Source organism: Gordonia sp. YC-XJ4 (assembly GCF_059511865.1).
Map to the genome: position 1 here is coordinate 2,631,572 of NZ_CM183447.1, position 18,590 is coordinate 2,650,161.

The following is an 18,590-nucleotide window of genomic DNA, read 5'->3' on the forward strand; positions in this document are numbered from 1 at the left end:
CGGGCATGCAGCGCCCGGGGCGCCACGCCGAGCCGTCTGCACAGGCCCTTTCGAGTGGCAACCGAACCCATACGGGATACTGGTCCGGTGGCAGAGATCGAGGACGTCCTCAGGGTCGAGCGCATCGAGACCGACATCTATCGGGGCGGGGCCTTCGAGAGTCAGCTCCAACGCACCTTCGGCGGACAGGTTGCCGGCCAGGCGCTGGTGTCGGCGACACGGACCGTCTCCGACGAGTTCTCGGTGCATTCGTTGCACGGGTACTTCCTGCGGCCCGGCAACCCCGACATTCCCGCGGTCTTCCTCGTCGACCGCATCCGTGACGGCCGTTCCTTCGTCACCCGTCGGGTGACCGGAATACAGAACGGCGAGGCCATCTTCACGATGTCGGCGTCGTTCCACGTCACCACCGACGAGGGCATCGAACACCAGGACCCGATTCCGCCCGCACCGGCGCCCGAGGATCTGCCCGACCGGCACGCCGAAGCCGGCGACGACGAGAAGGCGGTGTTCAAGGAGTGGGACAACTTCGACATCCGCATCGTCCCGGCGGACAAGCTGGTCACCTCACCGTTCTTCGTCGCCCAGCAACGGGTGTGGTTTCGCTACCGCAAACCGCTGCCGGATGATCAGACGATCCACGTGTGCACGTTGGCCTACATGAGCGACATGACCCTGCTCGGGTCGTCGAAGGTGCCCCATCCCGGCGTCGAACCCCAATCGGCGTCCCTCGACCACGCGATGTGGTTCATGCGGAGCTTCCGCGCCGACGAATGGCTGCTCTACGACCAGACCTCGCCGTCGGCCGGTGCCGGGCGCGCCCTGACGCAGGGCCGCATCTTCGACCGGGCCGGACGGATGGTCGCCGCAGTGACCCAGGAGGGTCTGAGCCGGACCGGACGCGTGATGCCCGCCGATCAGCACGCCCGGCAACAGCGGTGAGCGGCACCCGACCTCGGATCGGGGTGCTGGCACTCCAAGGTGATGTCCGCGAGCACCTCGCCGCCCTGACCGGTGCCGGTGCGCACGCGTCCGCGGTCCGCCGCCCGACCGAACTCGACCGGGTCGACGGGTTGGTGATCCCCGGTGGCGAGTCGACCACGATGAGCAAACTCCTCGGGATCTTCGAGTTGTTCGAACCGCTGCGCGAGCGGCTCGCCGAGGGCATGCCCGCCTACGGTTCATGCGCCGGGATGATCCTGCTCGCCTCCCGCATCCTCGACACGCGACCCGACGCCCGGCATCTCGATGCGCTGGATATCACGGTGCGCCGCAATGCTTTCGGGCGTCAGGTGGAGTCCTTCGAGACCGATCTCGACGTCGAGCACATCACCGACGACGGGCCGTCGATGCGTGCGGTGTTCATCCGCGCGCCCTGGGTGGAGAAGGTCGGGGCCGACGTGGAAGTGCTCGCCCGGGTGCCTGGTGGTCCGGCCGCCGAGCGGATCGTCGCGGTGCGGCAGGGCAACGTGCTGGCCACCTCGTTCCACCCCGAGGTGACCGGTGATCGGCGGGTGCACGCGCACTTCGTCGACATGGTGCGCCATTGACGCCGGTGGCGCGTCGGTAGAATCGATCTCCGACGTGTTCGACAGGTAGTGACGTGTTCCACAGAAGTCTTGCCCGGATCACCCCGTCAGGGGCTCCTCCGGTGCACGGGAAGGATCGGAAGAGCGTATGAGCGGCCATTCAAAATGGGCGACCACCAAGCACAAGAAGGCCGTCATCGATGCCAAGCGCGGCAAGATGTTCGCCAAGCTGATCAAGAACATCGAGGTCGCCGCGCGCACCGGTGGCGGTGACCCCGCCGGTAACCCGACTCTCTACGACGCGATCCAGAAGGCCAAGAAGTCGTCGGTGCCCAACGACAACATCGAGCGGGCCCGCAAACGGGGCGGCGGCGAAGAGGCCGGTGGCGCCGACTGGCAGACCATCACCTACGAGGGCTACGGCCCCAACGGTGTTGCGATCCTGATCGAGTGCCTCACCGACAACCGCAATCGCGCCGCCGGCGAGGTGCGGACCGCGATGACCCGTAACGGCGGCAACATGGCCGATCCCGGGTCGGTGGCCTACCTGTTCACCCGCAAGGGTGTGGTGACGCTGGAGAAGAACGGTCAGAGTGAGGACGACATCCTGATGGCCGTACTCGACGCCGGCGCCGAGGAGGTCAACGACCTCGGCGAGACGTTCGAGGTGGTCAGCGAGCCGACCGATCTCGTCGCGGTGCGTACCGCCCTGCAGGAGGCCGGCATCGACTACGAATCGGCCGAGGCCGACTTCCGTGCGTCGGTGGAGGTGCCCGTCGACGCCGAGGGGGCGCGCAAGGTGTTCAAGCTGATCGACGCGCTCGAGGACTCCGACGACGTCCAGAACGTGTACAGCAATGTCGACGTCAGCGACGAGGTGCTCGCCGAACTCGACAGCTGAGCCCCCGACACCGCAGCCGGCATCGGTTCAGCTGTGTCAACCGCTCAGCCCTCAACCCCGCAGCGCCGGCCGGTCCGGATGGTCGTAGCGGACCTCGACGTCGGGGTCGGGTGCGTCGCGTTGATGGTCGAGCAAAGGGTCGATCGTCCACTGCCGGTCGGACGGCGTCCTGCGTAACAGTGCCGCGCGACTCATCCGCAGCGCGATCGTCAGGTCCAGGTCGAGGTCGTCGCGCACTACCATCTCACCGGCGATCAGAGTGATCTGGCCGGAGGCGGCATCGAGCCGTTGATCGCGAAATGACCTGTCGGAGAGTTCATCCCAGAGCCGCGGCAACCATCGTCGGTGGTCGCGGATACCGTCGAGTACCTCCCGGCGCAGCGCCGCGAAGTCGTACCACGAGGTGGTGAACGCCTCGGGGTCGTGCGGTCCCCATTCGAGCCGCAGCGAGGCCGGGCGGACGTAGTCGCCGACCCGGACGACCTCCGCCGCACGTCCGCGGGAGCGCAGCACCTCGATGACCCGCAGCGCCAACAGGTCCGGCCGGGCCGCCACCGCACCGTCGATCCCGACCACCGGTTGACCGGGCAGGGCCGCGCACCTCTCGGCGCACGTGACGACCAGGCCCTCGGGGTCGATCGGGCGGTAGGCGGGCACGGCCGTATTCTCCACGGTTCGGCCGTGTTCGTTCGCCACGGGTTGCCGTGTCGATCCCACTCTCTGTCGGTCGGCGTCGCTAGAATCTCGAACAACTGTTCGTTGTCGGTGGAGGAGTGTCGAGTGCGGGTGATGGGCGTCGACCCGGGGCTGACCCGGTGCGGGATCGCGCTGGTCGAGTCGGGGAGTGGTCGCAGTGTGACCGCCCTCGACGTCGATGTGGTCCGCACACCCACCGACATGGAACTCGCCCAACGCCTACTCGCGGTGTACACCGCGGCCAGCCACTGGCTCGACATCCACCAGCCCGATGTGGTGGCGATCGAGCGTGTCTTCGCCCAGAACCAGGTGTCGACGGCGATGGGCACCGCGCAGGCCGGCGGGGTCATCGCGCTGGCCGCAGGTCAACGCGACGTGCCGGTGCGTTTTCACACCCCATCGGAGGTGAAAGCCGCGGTCACCGGCAGCGGCCGCGCCGACAAGGCGCAGGTCACCGCCATGGTGACCCGTATCCTCGGAATGCAGACCAAACCCCGCCCGGCCGATGCCGCCGACGCCCTCGCGCTCGCGATCTGCCATTGCTGGCGGGGACCGATGATCGAACGGATGGCACAGGCACAGCAGCGCGCCGAACAGATGGCCCGGGTACACCGGCAACGGGTCGCCGCGGCGCGCGCGGCGACGGTGCCGGCCGGGCGGAAGGGGACGAGCTCATGATCGCGTCGGTACGCGGACCGGTGGTCGAGGTCGCCCTCGACCACGTCGTCATCGACTGCGCCGGGGTGGGCTACCGGGTGTTGGCGACCCCCGACACACTCTCGCGGATGCGACGCGGCGACGAGATGACGCTGCTGACCTCGATGATCGTGCGCGAGGACTCGATGACCCTGTACGGGTTCACCGAACCCGACGCCCGTGCGTTGTTCGCCCTGCTGCAGACGGTCACCGGTGTCGGGCCACGTCTGGCGATGGCGACGCTGGCGGTACTCGAGCCCGATGCGTTGCGGCGGGCGCTGGCGGATTCCGACGTGAAGGCGTTGACGAGCGTGCCGGGTATCGGGAAGCGGGTCGCCGAGCGGCTCGTCGTCGAACTGCGTGACAAGGTCGACCGACCGGTCGCCGACGCCGCCGGCGGTGCGGGAGCGCGGCCGGTCGGGGTGGCCGGTCAGGTCGCCGAGGCGCTCGTCGGACTCGGCTTCACCGCGGCGCCGGCGGAGAAGGCGGTCGCCGCGGTGCTCGCCGAGCAACCGGATGCGGACGCGTCGATGGCGCTGCGCCGGTCGCTGGCCCTGCTCGGGAAGTCCGCATGAACCCCGACGACCGCCTCGCCGACGACCGCCTCGCCGACGACCGCATCACCGACGATGGACTCGAGGAGGAGCGGGAGGTCAGTGCGACCCCGGTGCGCTCCGACGGTGACTTCGACGCCGGGCTGCGTCCGCGATCGCTCGCCGAGTTCATCGGCCAACCGCGGGTGTGTGAACAGCTCGAGCTGGTGCTGCACGGCGCGAAGAAACGTGGCAGCACTCCCGACCACATCCTGCTGTCGGGGCCACCCGGTCTGGGCAAGACGTCGCTGGCGATGATCATCGCCGGGGAGATGGGTGCGGCCATCCGGGTCACCTCCGGGCCCGCTCTCGAACGCGCCGGGGACCTCGCGGCGATGCTGTCCAACCTGGTCGAGGGTGACGTGCTGTTCATCGACGAGATCCATCGGATCGCCCGGCCCGCCGAGGAGATGCTGTATCTGGCGATGGAGGATTTCCGGGTCGACGTGGTCGTCGGCAAGGGACCCGGCGCGACCTCGATTCCGCTCGACGTGGCACCGTTCACCCTGGTCGGGGCCACCACCCGATCCGGATCGCTGACCGGCCCGCTGCGTGACCGCTTCGGGTTCACCGCACACATGGAGTTCTACGAGACGGGCGAGCTGGTCCGGGTGCTGCGCCGATCGGCGGGGATCCTGGGCATCGACCTGCAGGCCGACGCCGCCTCGGAGATCGCGAGCCGCTCCCGGGGCACGCCCCGCATCGCCAACCGGTTGTTGCGGCGCGTTCGTGACTACGCCGAGGTCCGCGGGGACGGGGTGATCACCGTCGACATCTCACGTGCGGCGCTGGCCGTCTACGACGTCGACGAACTGGGGTTCGACCGCCTCGACCGCGCCGTCCTGGATGCATTGATCCGGGCATTCGGTGGCGGGCCGGTCGGGGTGTCGACACTGGCGGTGGCCGTCGGCGAGGAACCGGCGACCGTCGAGGAGGTGTGCGAACCGTTCCTGGTGCGCGCCGGGATGGTCGCACGCACACCGAGAGGACGCGTGGCGACCGCAGCGGCGTGGCACCACCTCGGACTCACACCGCCCGCCGGTGCACTCAACGCGACCTTCGGGGTCCGCCCGCGCGAGATGGGCAGCCCGTCGCTGTTCGACGACATCTGAGCGCCCGAGGAAGGTCCGACCCTCTCATCGCGCCATTGCGGCATATATGCGACAAAGCCGACATTCTCGGCGTTGGGAGCGACTTGCCCCGCATGGCACACTGGAGGGAGTGCGTGCGCTCGGCGCCGACGTCACCGGTGGTCATCATCATCACCCCGTGGCGACGGGTCGCGGGCGCGTGACTTCGCCGGAGCCCCTCACCGGCGACCCGCCGAGCGTGGCATCAGCGCCGCGCCGCGGGTGACGATCTCGATACGACAAGGACGACGACACCTCGATGGAATCTCTGTTTCTCCCACTTCTGCTGGTCCTGATGGTCGGCTTCATGTTCTTCTCGGTGCGCAAGCAGAAGAAGCGTGCCGCCGAGACGCAGGAAATGCAGAACTCCGTCCAGACCGGTACCCGCATCCAGCTGTCGAGCGGACTTTTCGGCACCGTGATCGACGCGACCTCGTCGGAGTACATCGACGTCGAGATCGCGACCGGCCTGGTCACCCGATGGAACCGGCTGGCCGTCATGCGCGTGATACCCACCGACGAGGCCGCCGCGACCTACCCCGGCTACACCCCGCCGTTCGCCGCGGCCGACGCCGAGGCGATCGACGAGGCGCCCGAGACGATCACCCCCACCGACGTCACCACCGATCGGCCGAACCTCGACAAGTCCGGCGGCGACACGTCCGCCGACTCGGACAAGTAGGAACACCCGACACCGACCGCAGGCCGCTTGACCGACCCGTCGGGCCCACCGGGGGGAGGGCTGTCGCCCGTGACGCCGGGCCGTCGGGGGCGGTGGCGTGCCGTTCTGCGCGGGCGGGGCAGTAGAGTGGCCACTCGATCGCGCGATCGAGGCCCTCGGGCTGTTCGCGCCGCGTAGTCCGCGTCGACGAGTGTGCCCAGGTGCGCCGGTCGACGCTCATCAAAGGAGATCGAGTACGTGAGTTTTTCGCGTGGGGCCGAATCGAAGGGAGCCGCCGCCGATTCGACCGGGACGGCGGGTCCCGGCGGTCGGAAGGCGCCGGGCCAATCGACCCGATCGCGGTCGGCGGGGGGATCGAAGAAGGGCACCCGGCGCCGTCCGCCGGGCCGCTCGTCGTCGATCGAGATCCCGCCGTGGCAGCCGCTGACGGCGTTCGTCGCGCTCCTCGCCCTCGTCTATCTCCTCGTCTTCCTCACCGGTGGCGGCTCGCCCGAACCGAAGCTGGGCATCGACCTGCAGGGCGGGACCCGCGTGACGCTGACCGCCCGCACCGACAACGGCCAGGCGCCGACCCGCGACCAGTTGAACCAGGCGAAGCAGATCATCGAGCAGCGCGTCAACGGGCTCGGCGTGAGCGGCTCGGAGGTCGTGGTCAGCGGGAACAACCTGGTCATCACCGTGCCCGGCCAGGACGGCTCCCAGGCGAAATCGCTGGGTCAGACCGCCCGGCTGTACGTGCGTCCGGTCGAGACCTCGGCACCGGCGACGCCGCAGCCGCCCAACACCACGCGCACCCAGGACTCCAACGAACTCCCCGCCGACCAGGTGGCCGCGCAGATCGCCCAGGAGAAGAAGAACCGGCAGGCTCCCGCCGGCGCCAACACCCAGGCGCTGCAGGGCTACATGTCGAAGATGAACTGCGCCAACGGCGCCAACGACCCACTGCTGGGCAACGACGACCCGAAGGAATACCTGGTCGCCTGCTCCACCGACGGCAAGACCGTGTACCTGCTCGGGCCGGAGATCATCGATGGGCGGGATGTGAAATCGGCCAGTGCGGGCACCGACCCACAGACCGGTGAGTGGATCGTCAGCCTCGAATACAAGGGCGCCGCCGCGACGACCTGGCCGGAGTACACCGCCAACAACATCGGCAAGCAGACCGCGTTCACCCTCGACACCCGCGTGGTGTCGGCGCCGGTGATCAACCAGGCGATCAGCGGGGCCACCCAGATCACCGGCTCGCCGTTCACCGAAGCCGAGGCCACCGATCTCGCCAACGTGCTCAAGTACGGTTCACTGCCGTTGTCGTTCTCCACCTCCGACGCCGAAACCGTCTCGGCCACACTGGGTCTGTCCTCGTTGCGGGCCGGCCTCCTGGCCGGTGCGATCGGGTTGATCGCGGTGCTGATCTACGCGCTGGCCTATTACCGCATGCTCGGCTTCCTCACCGTGGCGTCGTTGCTGCTGTCGCTGGTGATGGTCTACGGCATCATCGTGCTGCTCGGTCGCTGGATCGGGTTCACCCTGGATCTGGCCGGTATCGCCGGTCTGATCATCGGTATCGGTATGACCGCAGACTCCTTCGTCGTGTACTTCGAACGCATCAAGGACGAGATGCGTGAGGGACGAAGTTTCCGGTCCGCGGTCCCGCGCGGCTGGGCGAGCGCGCGACGCACGATCTGGTCGGGTAACGCCGTCAGCTTCCTGGCCGCGGCGGTCATCTACATTCTCGCCGTCGGCGAGGTGCGCGGATTCGCCTTCACCCTCGGCCTGACCACCATCCTCGACATCGTGGTTGTGTTCCTGGTCACGCACCCGCTCGTCGTGCTCGCCAGCCGCTCGGAGTTCCTGTCGCGACCGCGGGTCAACGGACTCGGTGCGGTCAGCGAGGTCGCGCGAGCGCGCAGAACTTCACGGGCCGAACGGGTGTCGAACCTCAGTCCGTCCAAGACGCCGGCATCAAGCGCGGCAGCGACAGGCGCGGCCTCGACATCGACCGACTCGACCCCCTCTGGTCCGACGAAGGGATCGGCGAAATGACCGGCAGCAATCGGAGCACCGGTGCACCGACCGGCAGCACGACGACGGGCGAGGAGTCGGGTACCGCGACCGCGACGGCGGTGACGATCGCCGGCAGTGATGCCGACTTCCGCGCCGACACCTCCCGGTCGTTCCTCTCGCGCCTCTATACCGGCACCGGCGCCTTCGAGGTCATCGGTAAACGCCGTATGTGGTACCTCGTGACCGCGCTGATCCTCGCGGTCGGCATCATCTCGATCGGCGTGCGCCAGTTCACCTTCGGTATCGATTTCGAGGGCGGCACGCAGATCTCGATCCCGGTGTCGCAGGGCATCACCAGCCAGTCCGTCGAGGACATCGTCGGCAAGGCGCTCGGCAGTGCCCCGGATTCGGTACAGACCGCCGGGTCGGGGTCGAGCGAAACGGTGCAGGTGCGCACCGATGCGCTCAGTGCCGAGCAGGCACGCGCAGTGACGGTCGCCCTCACCGACGCGTATGCGCCGACACTCAAGGCCGCCGACGTCAGCATCTCCGAGGTGAGTTCCACGTGGGGACGTGAGATCACCGAGAAGATGTTGCTCGCCCTCGCCGTGTTCCTGGTGATCGTCTTCGTCTACATCGCGGTGCGCTTCGACCGGGAGATGTCGATCGCCGCGCTGGCGACCCTGTTCTTCGACATCATCTGCACGGCCGGGGTGTATTCGCTGGTCGGTTTCGAGGTCACCCCGGCCACCGTCATCGGTTTGCTGACCATCCTCGGTTTCTCGCTCTACGACACCGTCGTCGTGTTCGACAAGGTCTCGGAGAACACCCGTTCGGTACTACAGACGACGCGTCGCACCTACGCCGAGCAGGCCAACCTCGCGGTGAACCAGACCCTGATGCGCTCGATCAACACCACGATCATCTCGGTGCTGCCGATCATCGCGCTGATGGTCATCGCCGTGTGGCTGCTCGGGGTCGGCACGTTGAAGGATCTGGCGCTGATCCAGCTCGTCGGCGTCGTGGTCGGCACCTACTCGTCGATCTTCCTCGCGACCCCGCTGCTGGTGACGCTCAAGGAACGGCGTCGTGAGATCGCCCGCCACACCGCCCGCGTACTGGATCGACGCGCGGCCATCGCCGCCGGGCAGGACCCGGACGTCGGCAACACACCGCCGCGTCGCCGTCCGTCCCGGGCGGCGACCGGTCGGGGAGCCGCCGAGGACGACACCCCGACGGCACCGAGCGGGAAACGGCGTCGCGCGCGATAGTCTCGGCAGTCGTGGCATCCAGAGGTCGGCAATCCAGGTGTTGGCATGGCACGACCACACCGGTGATGAGGTCCGCAGTCCTGGTGGTGATCCTGGTGGTGGGTGCCGGGCTGATCGCCGGTTGCTCCCGGGACGATGCGCCTCCGACGATCAACTACGTCGTCGACGCCGACATCCGCAGCTACAACGCGAACACCGAGAACGGCAACGCCGACGGCGTGCTGATGGCGTTCACGCGCGTGCTCCCCGGGTTCAGCTATCTCGGCGACGCCGGACAGGTCACCCCCGACCGTGATGTCGGCACGGTCACCCGCGAGCCCGGTACCCGGCTGACCCTGAAGTACCAATTCAACCCGCGCGCAACGTATTCCGACGGCACGGCGATGGATTGCGACGACCTCGTGCTGGCCTGGGCGGCGATGAGCGGGCGATTCGGCCAGTTCACCCCGGCGACCACCGCGGGCTATCGCGACATCGACTCCGTCGACTGCGCGCCCGGAGACAAGACGGCAACCGTCACCTTCGCCGCCGGACGTGACCCCTCCGACTGGGCCTCGCTGTTCGGCGCCGGCACGTTGCTGCCGGCGCAGGTGGTGGCCCGCGCCGCCGGGGTCCCCGACGTGGCCGACCCGATCCGCACCGGCAACCGCGCCGCGATCGCGCGCATCGCCACGGCCTGGAACACAGGCTTCGACCTCGCCCCGGGAGACCTCGACCCCGAGCGCTTCCCGTCCGCCGGACCGTACAAGATCGCGAGCTACTCGACATCCGGCGGAGTGGTGCTGGTGGCCAACGACAAGTGGTGGGGTGATCCGCCGGCCACCTCACGGATCGCGATCTTCGGCCGCAGCAGCGACGCCGCCGGACGCATCGCCGACGGCGACTACGACGTCGCCGACGTCACCGGGGGTCTCGTCGCCGGCGCCGACGAGATGCGGTCGGGCGCCACGTCGGCCGCGGCCACCGCCGGTGCCGGACTACGGGTCGGGGCGCCCGGTCAGGCGCTCGGCGTCGAGGGGCTCGTGCTGTCCGGGCGCGGGGTGTTCGCCGACGCCCGGGTGCGACGGGCCTTCGCCTCATGTGTGCCACGCGATGCGCTCGCCCGGCAATTCGGATACGGGGCCCAGATGTGGAATATGCGGGTACTCGCGCCGGGCGACGAGTTGGCCGCATCGCTGAACGGCGAGTTCGGCACGCAATACGCACGTCCCGATCTCCCGCGCGCCCGTGACCTGCTGGCCCAGGCGGCCGATGATGCCGGGGGTCGACCGGCCAAGACGGTGCGTATCGGCTATGCCGCACCGACCGAGCGCTGGAAACAGATGGTCGCGGCCATCGCCACCGCGTGTGCCCCCGCAGGAATCACCGTCACCGATGCCGGTGCCGACACCCACGGGGTCGGAACACTCGGTTCCTCGGCCGACGCGCTGTTGGTGGCCAACGGCGCAGCCTTCGCCGCCGCGGGGGCCGCGGACGAGGCCCGCGATGCCTACCAACTGCGTGGAGACGACCCACTCGACCTGGCGAACTTCTCGAACCCGCAGGTCAATGACGCGATCGACGCGCTGGCGGTCACCGATCTCGAATCCGAGCGACTCGCGCTCGTCCGGACCATCGAGAACGCGGCGTGGGCTCAAGTGCCCTCGATCCCGCTGTTCGCCGCCCCCCGCGCGCATGGCTGGAATGATCGGATCACCAACGTCGTCGCAGGTGCGGGGCGAAACGGAACGGGATGGAACATGGACCGATGGGTACGCAGCCAGTGAGCAAGGACAGTGATAGCCCGACCCCCGACACCCCGACTGTCGACGCCCCGACTGTCGACGCCCTGGCCCGGGCGCGAACCGCGATCGCCGAACACGGCCGCATGGTGGCCGATTTCCCGGCGCCGGGAATCGATTTCAAGGATCTGACGCCGGTGCTCGCCGACCCCGACGGGTTGTCGGCGATCGTGACGGCGCTGACCCATGGCTGCGGGTCGGTCGATCTGGTGGCGGGCATCGACGCCCGCGGCTTCCTGCTCGGTGGAGCCGTCGCGCGGGAACTGGGGGTCGGAATCCTCGCCGTCCGCAAGGGCGGGAAACTCCCGCCACCGGTGTACTCGATCGACTACGACCTCGAATACGGCAGTGCGCGACTGGAGATCCCGGCGAGCGGAATCGACATCACCGGATCGCGGGTACTGCTCGTCGACGACGTCCTTGCCACCGGCGGCACCGTGGTGGCGGCGGCCGAACTGCTCCGTCGCGCCGGCGCCGAGGTGATCGGGGTCGCGGTGATCATGGAGATCGCGGCGCTCGGCGGTCGGGCCCACATCGCCGACGGATTCGCCGGCATTCCGGTGCACGCGGTCACCTCCGACTGATCGACCGATGAGAATCGTTGGCGGGCATGGGTGTTGAGGAGTATCGACGCGAACTCGCCGCCTTGGGCGACGCGCCGGCGCGGTGGTTGGCCTATCTGGATGCGCACTCGGGTCTGCCCGGGCCACGGGCGAACCTGACCTTGCTGGCCGCCTTCGTGGAGGAGGCGTCCGCCACGACGATCTGGCAGGCCGTCGATGACGCCGACGAATACCGGGCCACCTGCGGGGCCGCTGGGATCGGACGTCTGCTCCGTGCGGCCGAGGACCGCTCGAAAGGTCTTGTCCGGCTGCGTGAACTCGCCGCCGACGAGCGGTGGCGGATACGGGAGGGCGTGGCCATGGCGCTGCAACGGTGGGGTGACGACGATCCCGACTCGATGGCCGCGGTGGCACGGGAGTGGGCGGACGGACCCGGCCCCCTGCTCGCCCGCGCCGCGGTCGCCGCGATCTGCGAACCGAGGCTGCTGCGGACCCCCGAGATGGCCGCCCACGCGATCGACGTGTGCGAACGGGCCACCGACGTATTGCGTGCCGTCCCCGACGCACGCCGGCGCGCACCGGACACCCGTACCTTGCGTAAGGGATTGGGATACGGGTGGAGCGTCGCGGTCGCCGCCGACCCGGACGCCGGATTGCCGGTGTTCGACGCGCTGTCACAGGATCCGGACCCCGACGTCGCCTGGGTGGTGCGCTCCAATCTCGGCAAGGCGCGGCTCAAGCGGATACGTGGCGATCGCTGAGCCGTGATGCCGCCACGGGCTGCCCGGCTCGTCACATTCCGGCCGGACCGCCGGTGCTCCCGAATGCGCGGATTAGACTTGCGACATGTGTGGTGGGACCGACCTGTGGTGTGAGGCAACGATCCGATGCGCCCGCCGCGTCCACCGCCGAAGCCGAGGGAGGGTCTGATGGCCGACGAGCCGAACACCGCGGGCCCGATCACCGACGCCGGACCCGCCGAGGTGGAGTCGGCATCGGTCGAGTCCGCAGTGACCAAGTCCGCAGTGGCAGAGTCCGCAGTGGCCGAGTCCGCAGCAGCGGGCGACCCCAACGATGCGTTGCCACAACATTCGTCCGCGTCGCGGCGGGTGCGTGCCCGCCTCGCGCGCCGGATGACCGCGACCCGCAGCCCGGTTCGTCCGGTGCTCGAACCGCTGGTCACCCTGCACCGGGAGATCTACCCGAAAGCCGACGTCGCGTTGCTGCAACGCGCCTACGACGTCGCCGACGAACGTCATCAGGGGCAGAACCGCAAGTCCGGTGACCCCTACATCACCCATCCGCTCGCTGTGGCCACGATCCTCGCCGACCTCGGTATGGACACCATCACCCTGGTCGCCGCGCTGTTGCACGACACCGTCGAGGACACCGGATACAGCCTCGAGCAACTGGAATCGGAGTTCGGGGCGGAGGTCGCCCACCTCGTCGACGGGGTGACCAAGCTCGACAAGGTGGCCCTCGGCAGCGCCGCGGAGGCCGAGACGATCCGCAAGATGATCATCGCGATGGCCCGTGACCCACGCGTGTTGGTGATCAAGGTCGCCGACCGGTTGCACAACATGCGCACGATGCGCTTCCTGCCCCCGGAGAAGCAGGCCCGCAAGGCGCGAGAGACGCTGGAAGTCATTGCGCCCCTTGCCCATCGGCTCGGTATGGCGACGGTCAAGTGGGAGCTCGAGGACCTCTCCTTCGCGATCCTGCACCCCAAACGGTACGAGGAGATCGTGCGGCTGGTCGCCGACCGCGCACCCTCACGCGACACCTATCTTGCGCGGGTGCGCGCCGACATCAACAACGCGCTGTCCTCGGCCCGGATCACCGCGACGGTCGAGGGCCGGCCCAAGCACTACTGGTCGATCTATCAGAAGATGATCGTCAAGGGCCGCGAATTCGACGACATCCATGATCTCGTCGGCATGCGCATCCTGTGTGACGAGGTGCGCGACTGTTACGCCGCGGTCGGCGTGGTGCACTCGCTGTGGCAGCCGATGGCGGGCCGGTTCAAGGACTACATCGCCCAGCCACGGTTCGGGGTCTACCAGTCCTTGCACACCACGGTGATCGGCCCCGAGGGCAAACCCCTCGAGGTGCAGATCCGCACCTACGACATGCACCGCACCGCCGAGTTCGGCATCGCCGCGCACTGGCGATACAAGGAGAGTGGCTACAAGGATCGCAAGGGTCGCAAATCCGACGTCGCCGAGGTCGACGACATGGCGTGGATGCGCCAACTCCTCGACTGGCAGCGAGAAGCCGCCGACCCGGGGGAGTTCCTGGAGTCGCTGCGCTACGACCTCGCGGTCAAGGAGATCTTCGTGTTCACCCCGAAGGGTGATGTGATCACGCTGCCCGCCGGGTCGACACCGGTCGATTTCGCTTACGCGGTGCACACCGAGGTCGGTCACCGCTGTATCGGCGCACGTGTCAACGGCCGGCTCGTCGCCCTCGAACGGACCCTCGAGAACGGTGAGGTCGTCGAGGTGTTCACCTCGAAGGCGCCCACGGCCGGGCCCAGCAAGGACTGGCAGAACTTCGTCGTCTCACCACGTGCGAAGGCCAAGATCCGGCAGTGGTTTGCCAAGGAGCGGCGCGAGGAGGCGCTCGAGCACGGCAAGGACGCCATCGCCAAGGAGGTCCGCCGCGGGGGACTGCCGCTGCAGCGATTGATGAGTGCGGACTCGATGGCCGCGGTCGCAAAGGAATTGCGGTACACCGATGTCAGCGCGCTCTACACCGCGGTCGGGGAGAACCACGTCTCGGCTCGGCATGTGGTGAACCGTCTCGTCGCCGCTCTCGGTGGCATCGACGAGGCCGCCGAGCAGATCGCCGAGCGCTCCACCCCGTCGACCATGCCCAGCCGTTCCCGTCAGGGCGGTGATGCCGGCGTGGTCGTCGAGGGCGTCGACAATGTGCTGATCAAGCTCGCCAAGTGCTGCACCCCGGTACCCGGTGACGAGATCATGGGCTTCGTGACCCGCGGTGGCGGGATCAGCGTGCACCGCACCGACTGCACCAACGCCACCGCCTTGCGCGATCAGTCCGAACGGATCATCGACGTCTCCTGGGCGCCGTCACCCGAATCGATCTTCCTCGTCGCCATCCAGGTCGAGGCGCTCGACCGTCACCGGCTGCTCTCCGACGTGACCAAGGTGCTCGCCGACGAACGGGTGAACATCCTCTCGGCATCGGTCACCACCAGCCGCGATCGCGTCGCGATCAGCAAATTCACCTTCGAGATGGGCGACCCGAAGCACCTCGGACACGTCTTGAACGTCGTCCGCAATGTCGAAGGCGTCTACGACGTGTACCGCGTCACCTCGGCTGCCTGAGAAGTCGGCGGCCTGATGGGTCTCGCCACGGCCGGGCCGTGGCGAGATCGGCGTCAGGAGACCTTGGCGGTCTCGATGGTGATCGGCAGCTTCGGTGAGCCGTCGTCGGCGGTGCGCTCGTACGCGCCGGTCGTCTGGTTGGGTCCGATGCCGGGGTTCACGCCACCGGCGAACACCTTGTCGATGACCTTCATACCGTCAGGTGCGACGGTGCCGACCACCGCGTAACTCGCTGGCAGGGTGCCGTCCTGGATGAGGATGAAGAATTGCGCCGACCCACCGGAATTCGCCTCACCCTGCTGGGCGCTACCGCTGTTGGCGATCGCGACGGTCCCGCGCGGGTAGGTGACGGCCTGCTGGCCGGTCATCGGGTTGGCCTGACCGGACGGCTTGAGATCGGTCGGCGGCTCGTCGGGGCTCGTCCAGCCGGGCTGGCCGAGACCGGTGCCGGTCGGGTCACCGCACTGCAGGACCTTCAGCGCCGCGGTCGTCATCCGATGGCACGGGCTGTTGTCGTAGTAGCCGTGATCGGCGAGCGAGATGACCGCGCCGGTGTTACACGGAGCACCGGTGCGATTGAGATCGACCGGCACGACACCCTGCGTGGTGGTCAGGGTGAGCGTGGACGTGCCGTCCTTGGCCTGCGTCTTGTCGGGCATCGGCGCGGTCTTCTGCTTGGACTCGCCGGCCTTCACCTTGTCGATCTGCTCCTGATAGAGCGCGCGCTGGGCGGGATCGGTGATCTCGGCGGGAACCGTCGTCGGGATCTGCTTGAAGTTGCTGTCCTTGGCGACGTAATCGCACGTCGTGTGCGAGGCGTTGAATCGATCGGTCTGGATCTTGTCGACGATGAAGTAGGTGGCGGTCGCCAGTACCGCGATGACCACCACACCCGAAACCGAACCGATGAGGACCTTGCGTTTGCGGGCAGCCGCGCGTTCGCGCTCCAGCCGTTCCTCGAGCTTGCGCTTGGCGGCCTCGCGTCGTTGCTCGTTGGTCAGCGCCCGGTCGGCCGTCGCCGGATCCGCGGGTCCGTCGCCCGCGGGATCGGAGGGATTCTTGCTCAGGTTCGGCCCCGTCGGACTCGAGGTGGCCGGGTCATCGTTGTCGGCATCGTTGTGGGCACCCAGCTTCTCGGGTTCCTTGTTGCTCGCCACGCTGTGACCCCTCCTCGGTGTGCGCTTGGTGTCGTATGCGCTCTGCTCGTCGTCCGACTCCCGCCGGACACCCCATGCAGTGTGCCAGTATCTCCTGTGAACTCGCCGCACCGGGTCGAGGACACAGCCGGGCGTGGCGACGCTCGCGCCGACAAAAGAGCTGGTACGCCGACCGCGGCCGAGGCCGCCGGATTCCCATGAGACACAATGGAGCCATGCTGATCACCGGCTTCCCCGCAGGCATGTTCCAGACCAACTGCTACATCCTCGCCCCGGCACCCGGTGGCGAGGCCGTCGTCATCGATCCCGGACAGGACGCGGCACCGATGGCGAAGAAGGTGCTGGCAGAGCATGATCTCACCCCGGTCGCGGTACTGCTGACCCACGGCCATCTCGATCACACGTGGACCGCCGCGGATCTCTGCGACGAGTTCTCGATCCCGGCCTACATCCACCCCGAGGACCGGCCGATGCTCGCCGATCCGGGCATCGGTCTCGGCCATGCGCTCTCCTCGGTGATCGGGTCGCTGGAGTTCCGGGAACCGGACAAGGTGCTCGACTTCGTCGACGGCGAGACGGTGGAGATCGCCGGGCTGCGGCTGGCGGTCGACCACGCACCGGGTCACACGCAGGGCTCGGTGCTGCTGACCCTCGATGTGCCGGTCGACGAGAGCGGCGCCGGTGACACCGTCCCGGTGTGTTTCTCCGGTGACGTATTGTTCTCCGGGTCGATCGGCCGTACCGATCTGCCCGGCGGCAACCATCAGCAGCTGCTCGACTCCATTGCTGCTCGGCTGCTGACCCGCACCGACGACACCCAGGTCCTGCCCGGGCACGGACCGCAGACCTCTATCGGTGCCGAACGTGCGAGCAATCCGTTCCTCGCCGGTCTCGCCGGCGGCGCCGAGGGCACCAGTACCGCGAAGAAGGGACGAATGGGCCTGTGACCAACGATTTCGCCGCACCTCGGGGTATCCCGGACTACTACCCGCCGGCCTCGGCCGACTTCCGCAAGGTGCGCGACACACTCACCGAGGCGGCACGGCGTGCGGGGTACGGCCACATCGAGTTGCCCGTTTTCGAGGACACCGCGCTGTTCGCGCGTGGGGTGGGTGAGTCCACCGACGTCGTCAGCAAGGAGATGTACACCTTCGCCGACCGCGGTGGCCGCTCGGTCACGCTGCGCCCGGAGGGCACCGCAGGCGTGATGCGCGCGGTCATCCAACACGGTCTCGACCGTGGTCAGTTGCCGGTCAAACTCTGCTATGCGGGTCCGTTCTTCCGGTACGAGAAGCCGCAGACCGGTCGCTACCGCCAGCTCCAGCAGGTCGGTGTGGAGGCCATCGGCGTCGACGATCCGGCCCTCGACGCCGAGGTCATCGCGATCGCCGACGAGGGTTACCGACGCCTCGGGCTCTCCGGCTTCCGGCTGGAAATCACCTCCCTCGGCGACGACGAGAGCCGACCCCGGTATCGGGAAGCGTTGCAGCAGTTCCTCTTCGGGCTCAACCTCGACGAGCCGACCCGTCAACGCGCCGAGATCAATCCGCTGCGTGTGCTCGACGACAAACGTCCCGAGATCAAGGCCGCCACCGCCGAAGCGCCGCTGCTGCTGGACTATCTGAGCGACGACGCGCGGGCACACTTCGACACCGTGCTCGCCCACCTGAACCGGCTCGGCGTGCCCTACGAGATCAATCCGCGGCTGGTACGCGGACTCGACTACTACACCAAGACCACCTTCGAATTCGTCCACGACGGACTGGGTGCGCAGTCGGGGATCGGTGGCGGCGGACGCTACGACGGCCTCATGCAGCAGATCGGCGGTAAGCAGGATCTGTCGGGGATCGGATTCGGCCTCGGCGTCGACCGCACGATGCTCGCCCTCGAAGCGGAAGGCGTCGCGGGTGCCGACGCCGCGCGCGTCGAGGTCTTCGGGGTTCCGCTCGGCGCCGATGCGAAAGCCGAATTGGTATCTGTCGCAGGGACTCTGCGGGCCGCGGGAATCAGCGTCGATCTCGCCTACGGCGATCGCGGTCTGAAGGGTGCGATGAAGGCGGCCGACCGGTCCGGGGCACGGCTCGCGCTCGTGCTCGGTGATCGCGAGCTCGCCGAGCGCACCATCGAGATCAAGAATCTCGCGACCGGCGACCAGCATCGGGCCTCGCTCGACGGCCTCGTCGACGAGGTACGGGGTCTGCTGGGCTGAAACGCACGTCGATCCGTATGACGTTCCC

17 protein-coding genes are annotated in these 18,590 nt (G+C 68.2%); 15 read left to right on the top strand and 2 right to left on the bottom strand.

All coding sequences use genetic code 11. From position 1 onward, the window contains the following. Positions 1-87: 87 nt before the first annotated feature. The 3 genes from AC5ZH6_RS11680 (at position 88) to AC5ZH6_RS11690 (ending at position 2,430) form a co-directional block, all read left to right on the top strand. Positions 88-942 (top strand): acyl-CoA thioesterase, encoded by an 855-nt coding sequence (locus tag AC5ZH6_RS11680; protein WP_006370211.1) that lies wholly within the window; start codon positions 88-90, stop codon positions 940-942. Further along, on the top strand, positions 939-1,550 hold the full coding sequence (pdxT, locus tag AC5ZH6_RS11685; protein ID WP_035727995.1) for a pyridoxal 5'-phosphate synthase glutaminase subunit PdxT: 612 nt from the start codon (positions 939-941) through the stop codon (positions 1,548-1,550). The genes AC5ZH6_RS11680 and pdxT overlap by 4 nt, the downstream gene beginning before the upstream one ends. A gap of 127 nt (positions 1,551-1,677) precedes the next feature. Beyond that, the gene (locus AC5ZH6_RS11690; RefSeq protein WP_006370213.1) at positions 1,678-2,430 is read left to right on the top strand and encodes a YebC/PmpR family DNA-binding transcriptional regulator; all 753 of its coding nucleotides are present in this window, start codon (positions 1,678-1,680) and stop codon (positions 2,428-2,430) included. Positions 2,431-2,481: 51 nt separating this feature from the next. On the opposite strand, the gene AC5ZH6_RS11695 is transcribed toward AC5ZH6_RS11690, so the two are convergent. Then, positions 2,482-3,102, bottom strand: a complete 621-nt coding sequence (locus AC5ZH6_RS11695) for a nucleoside/nucleotide kinase family protein (protein ID WP_006370214.1) — start codon at positions 3,100-3,102, stop codon at positions 2,482-2,484. 108 nt (positions 3,103-3,210) lie between these two features. On the opposite strand from AC5ZH6_RS11695, the gene ruvC reads away from it, so the two are divergent. The 10 genes from ruvC to AC5ZH6_RS11745 all read left to right on the top strand — a co-directional run bounded on the left by ruvC (position 3,211) and on the right by AC5ZH6_RS11745 (position 15,196). After that, entirely contained in the window at positions 3,211-3,804 is a 594-nt protein-coding gene (gene ruvC / locus AC5ZH6_RS11700) for a crossover junction endodeoxyribonuclease RuvC (protein WP_006370215.1), read from the top strand. Next, positions 3,801-4,397, top strand: a complete 597-nt coding sequence (gene ruvA / locus AC5ZH6_RS11705; protein ID WP_006370216.1) for a Holliday junction branch migration protein RuvA — start codon at positions 3,801-3,803, stop codon at positions 4,395-4,397. The genes ruvC and ruvA overlap by 4 nt, the downstream gene beginning before the upstream one ends. Further along, positions 4,394-5,527 carry a Holliday junction branch migration DNA helicase RuvB gene (gene ruvB / locus AC5ZH6_RS11710; protein ID WP_211545056.1) on the top strand — a complete coding sequence of 378 codons (1,134 nt, stop codon included), beginning with the start codon at positions 4,394-4,396 and terminating at the stop codon, positions 5,525-5,527. The genes ruvA and ruvB overlap by 4 nt, the downstream gene beginning before the upstream one ends. Before the next feature lie 277 nt (positions 5,528-5,804). Continuing rightward, the gene (gene yajC / locus AC5ZH6_RS11715; protein WP_006370218.1) at positions 5,805-6,227 is read left to right on the top strand and encodes a preprotein translocase subunit YajC; all 423 of its coding nucleotides are present in this window, start codon (positions 5,805-5,807) and stop codon (positions 6,225-6,227) included. Positions 6,228-6,464: 237 nt separating this feature from the next. Next, positions 6,465-8,270, top strand: a complete 1,806-nt coding sequence (gene secD, locus AC5ZH6_RS11720; protein WP_014359889.1) for a protein translocase subunit SecD — start codon at positions 6,465-6,467, stop codon at positions 8,268-8,270. Next, positions 8,267-9,502 carry a protein translocase subunit SecF gene (gene secF / locus AC5ZH6_RS11725; protein ID WP_014359890.1) on the top strand — a complete coding sequence of 412 codons (1,236 nt, stop codon included), beginning with the start codon at positions 8,267-8,269 and terminating at the stop codon, positions 9,500-9,502. The genes secD and secF overlap by 4 nt, the downstream gene beginning before the upstream one ends. A gap of 65 nt (positions 9,503-9,567) precedes the next feature. Next, a complete protein-coding gene (locus AC5ZH6_RS11730; RefSeq protein WP_288337944.1) occupies positions 9,568-11,268 on the top strand; it encodes an ABC transporter substrate-binding protein in 1,701 nt (566 codons plus the stop codon). Then, positions 11,250-11,867, top strand: a complete 618-nt coding sequence (locus AC5ZH6_RS11735) for an adenine phosphoribosyltransferase (protein WP_249155058.1) — start codon at positions 11,250-11,252, stop codon at positions 11,865-11,867. The genes AC5ZH6_RS11730 and AC5ZH6_RS11735 overlap by 19 nt, the downstream gene beginning before the upstream one ends. 26 nt (positions 11,868-11,893) lie before the next feature. After that, the gene (locus tag AC5ZH6_RS11740; RefSeq protein WP_079929595.1) at positions 11,894-12,607 is read left to right on the top strand and encodes a PBS lyase heat domain-containing protein repeat-containing protein; all 714 of its coding nucleotides are present in this window, start codon (positions 11,894-11,896) and stop codon (positions 12,605-12,607) included. Positions 12,608-12,775: 168 nt separating this feature from the next. Then, positions 12,776-15,196: a RelA/SpoT family protein gene (locus tag AC5ZH6_RS11745; protein ID WP_211545042.1), complete on the top strand. Its 2,421-nt coding sequence runs from the start codon at positions 12,776-12,778 to the stop codon at positions 15,194-15,196. Between the two features lie 53 nt (positions 15,197-15,249). On the opposite strand, the gene AC5ZH6_RS11750 is transcribed toward AC5ZH6_RS11745, so the two are convergent. Continuing rightward, positions 15,250-16,353: a peptidylprolyl isomerase gene (locus tag AC5ZH6_RS11750; protein WP_211545040.1), complete on the bottom strand. Its 1,104-nt coding sequence runs from the start codon at positions 16,351-16,353 to the stop codon at positions 15,250-15,252. A 215-nt stretch (positions 16,354-16,568) separates the two neighbouring features. Between AC5ZH6_RS11750 and AC5ZH6_RS11755 the strand changes: the two genes are divergently transcribed. Further along, positions 16,569-17,300, top strand: coding sequence for an MBL fold metallo-hydrolase (locus AC5ZH6_RS11755; protein WP_014359896.1), 732 nt, complete (start codon positions 16,569-16,571; stop codon positions 17,298-17,300). Then, the gene (hisS, locus tag AC5ZH6_RS11760; RefSeq protein ID WP_020171438.1) at positions 17,297-18,562 is read left to right on the top strand and encodes a histidine--tRNA ligase; all 1,266 of its coding nucleotides are present in this window, start codon (positions 17,297-17,299) and stop codon (positions 18,560-18,562) included. The genes AC5ZH6_RS11755 and hisS overlap by 4 nt, the downstream gene beginning before the upstream one ends. The last annotated feature ends 28 nt before the right edge of the window (positions 18,563-18,590 follow it).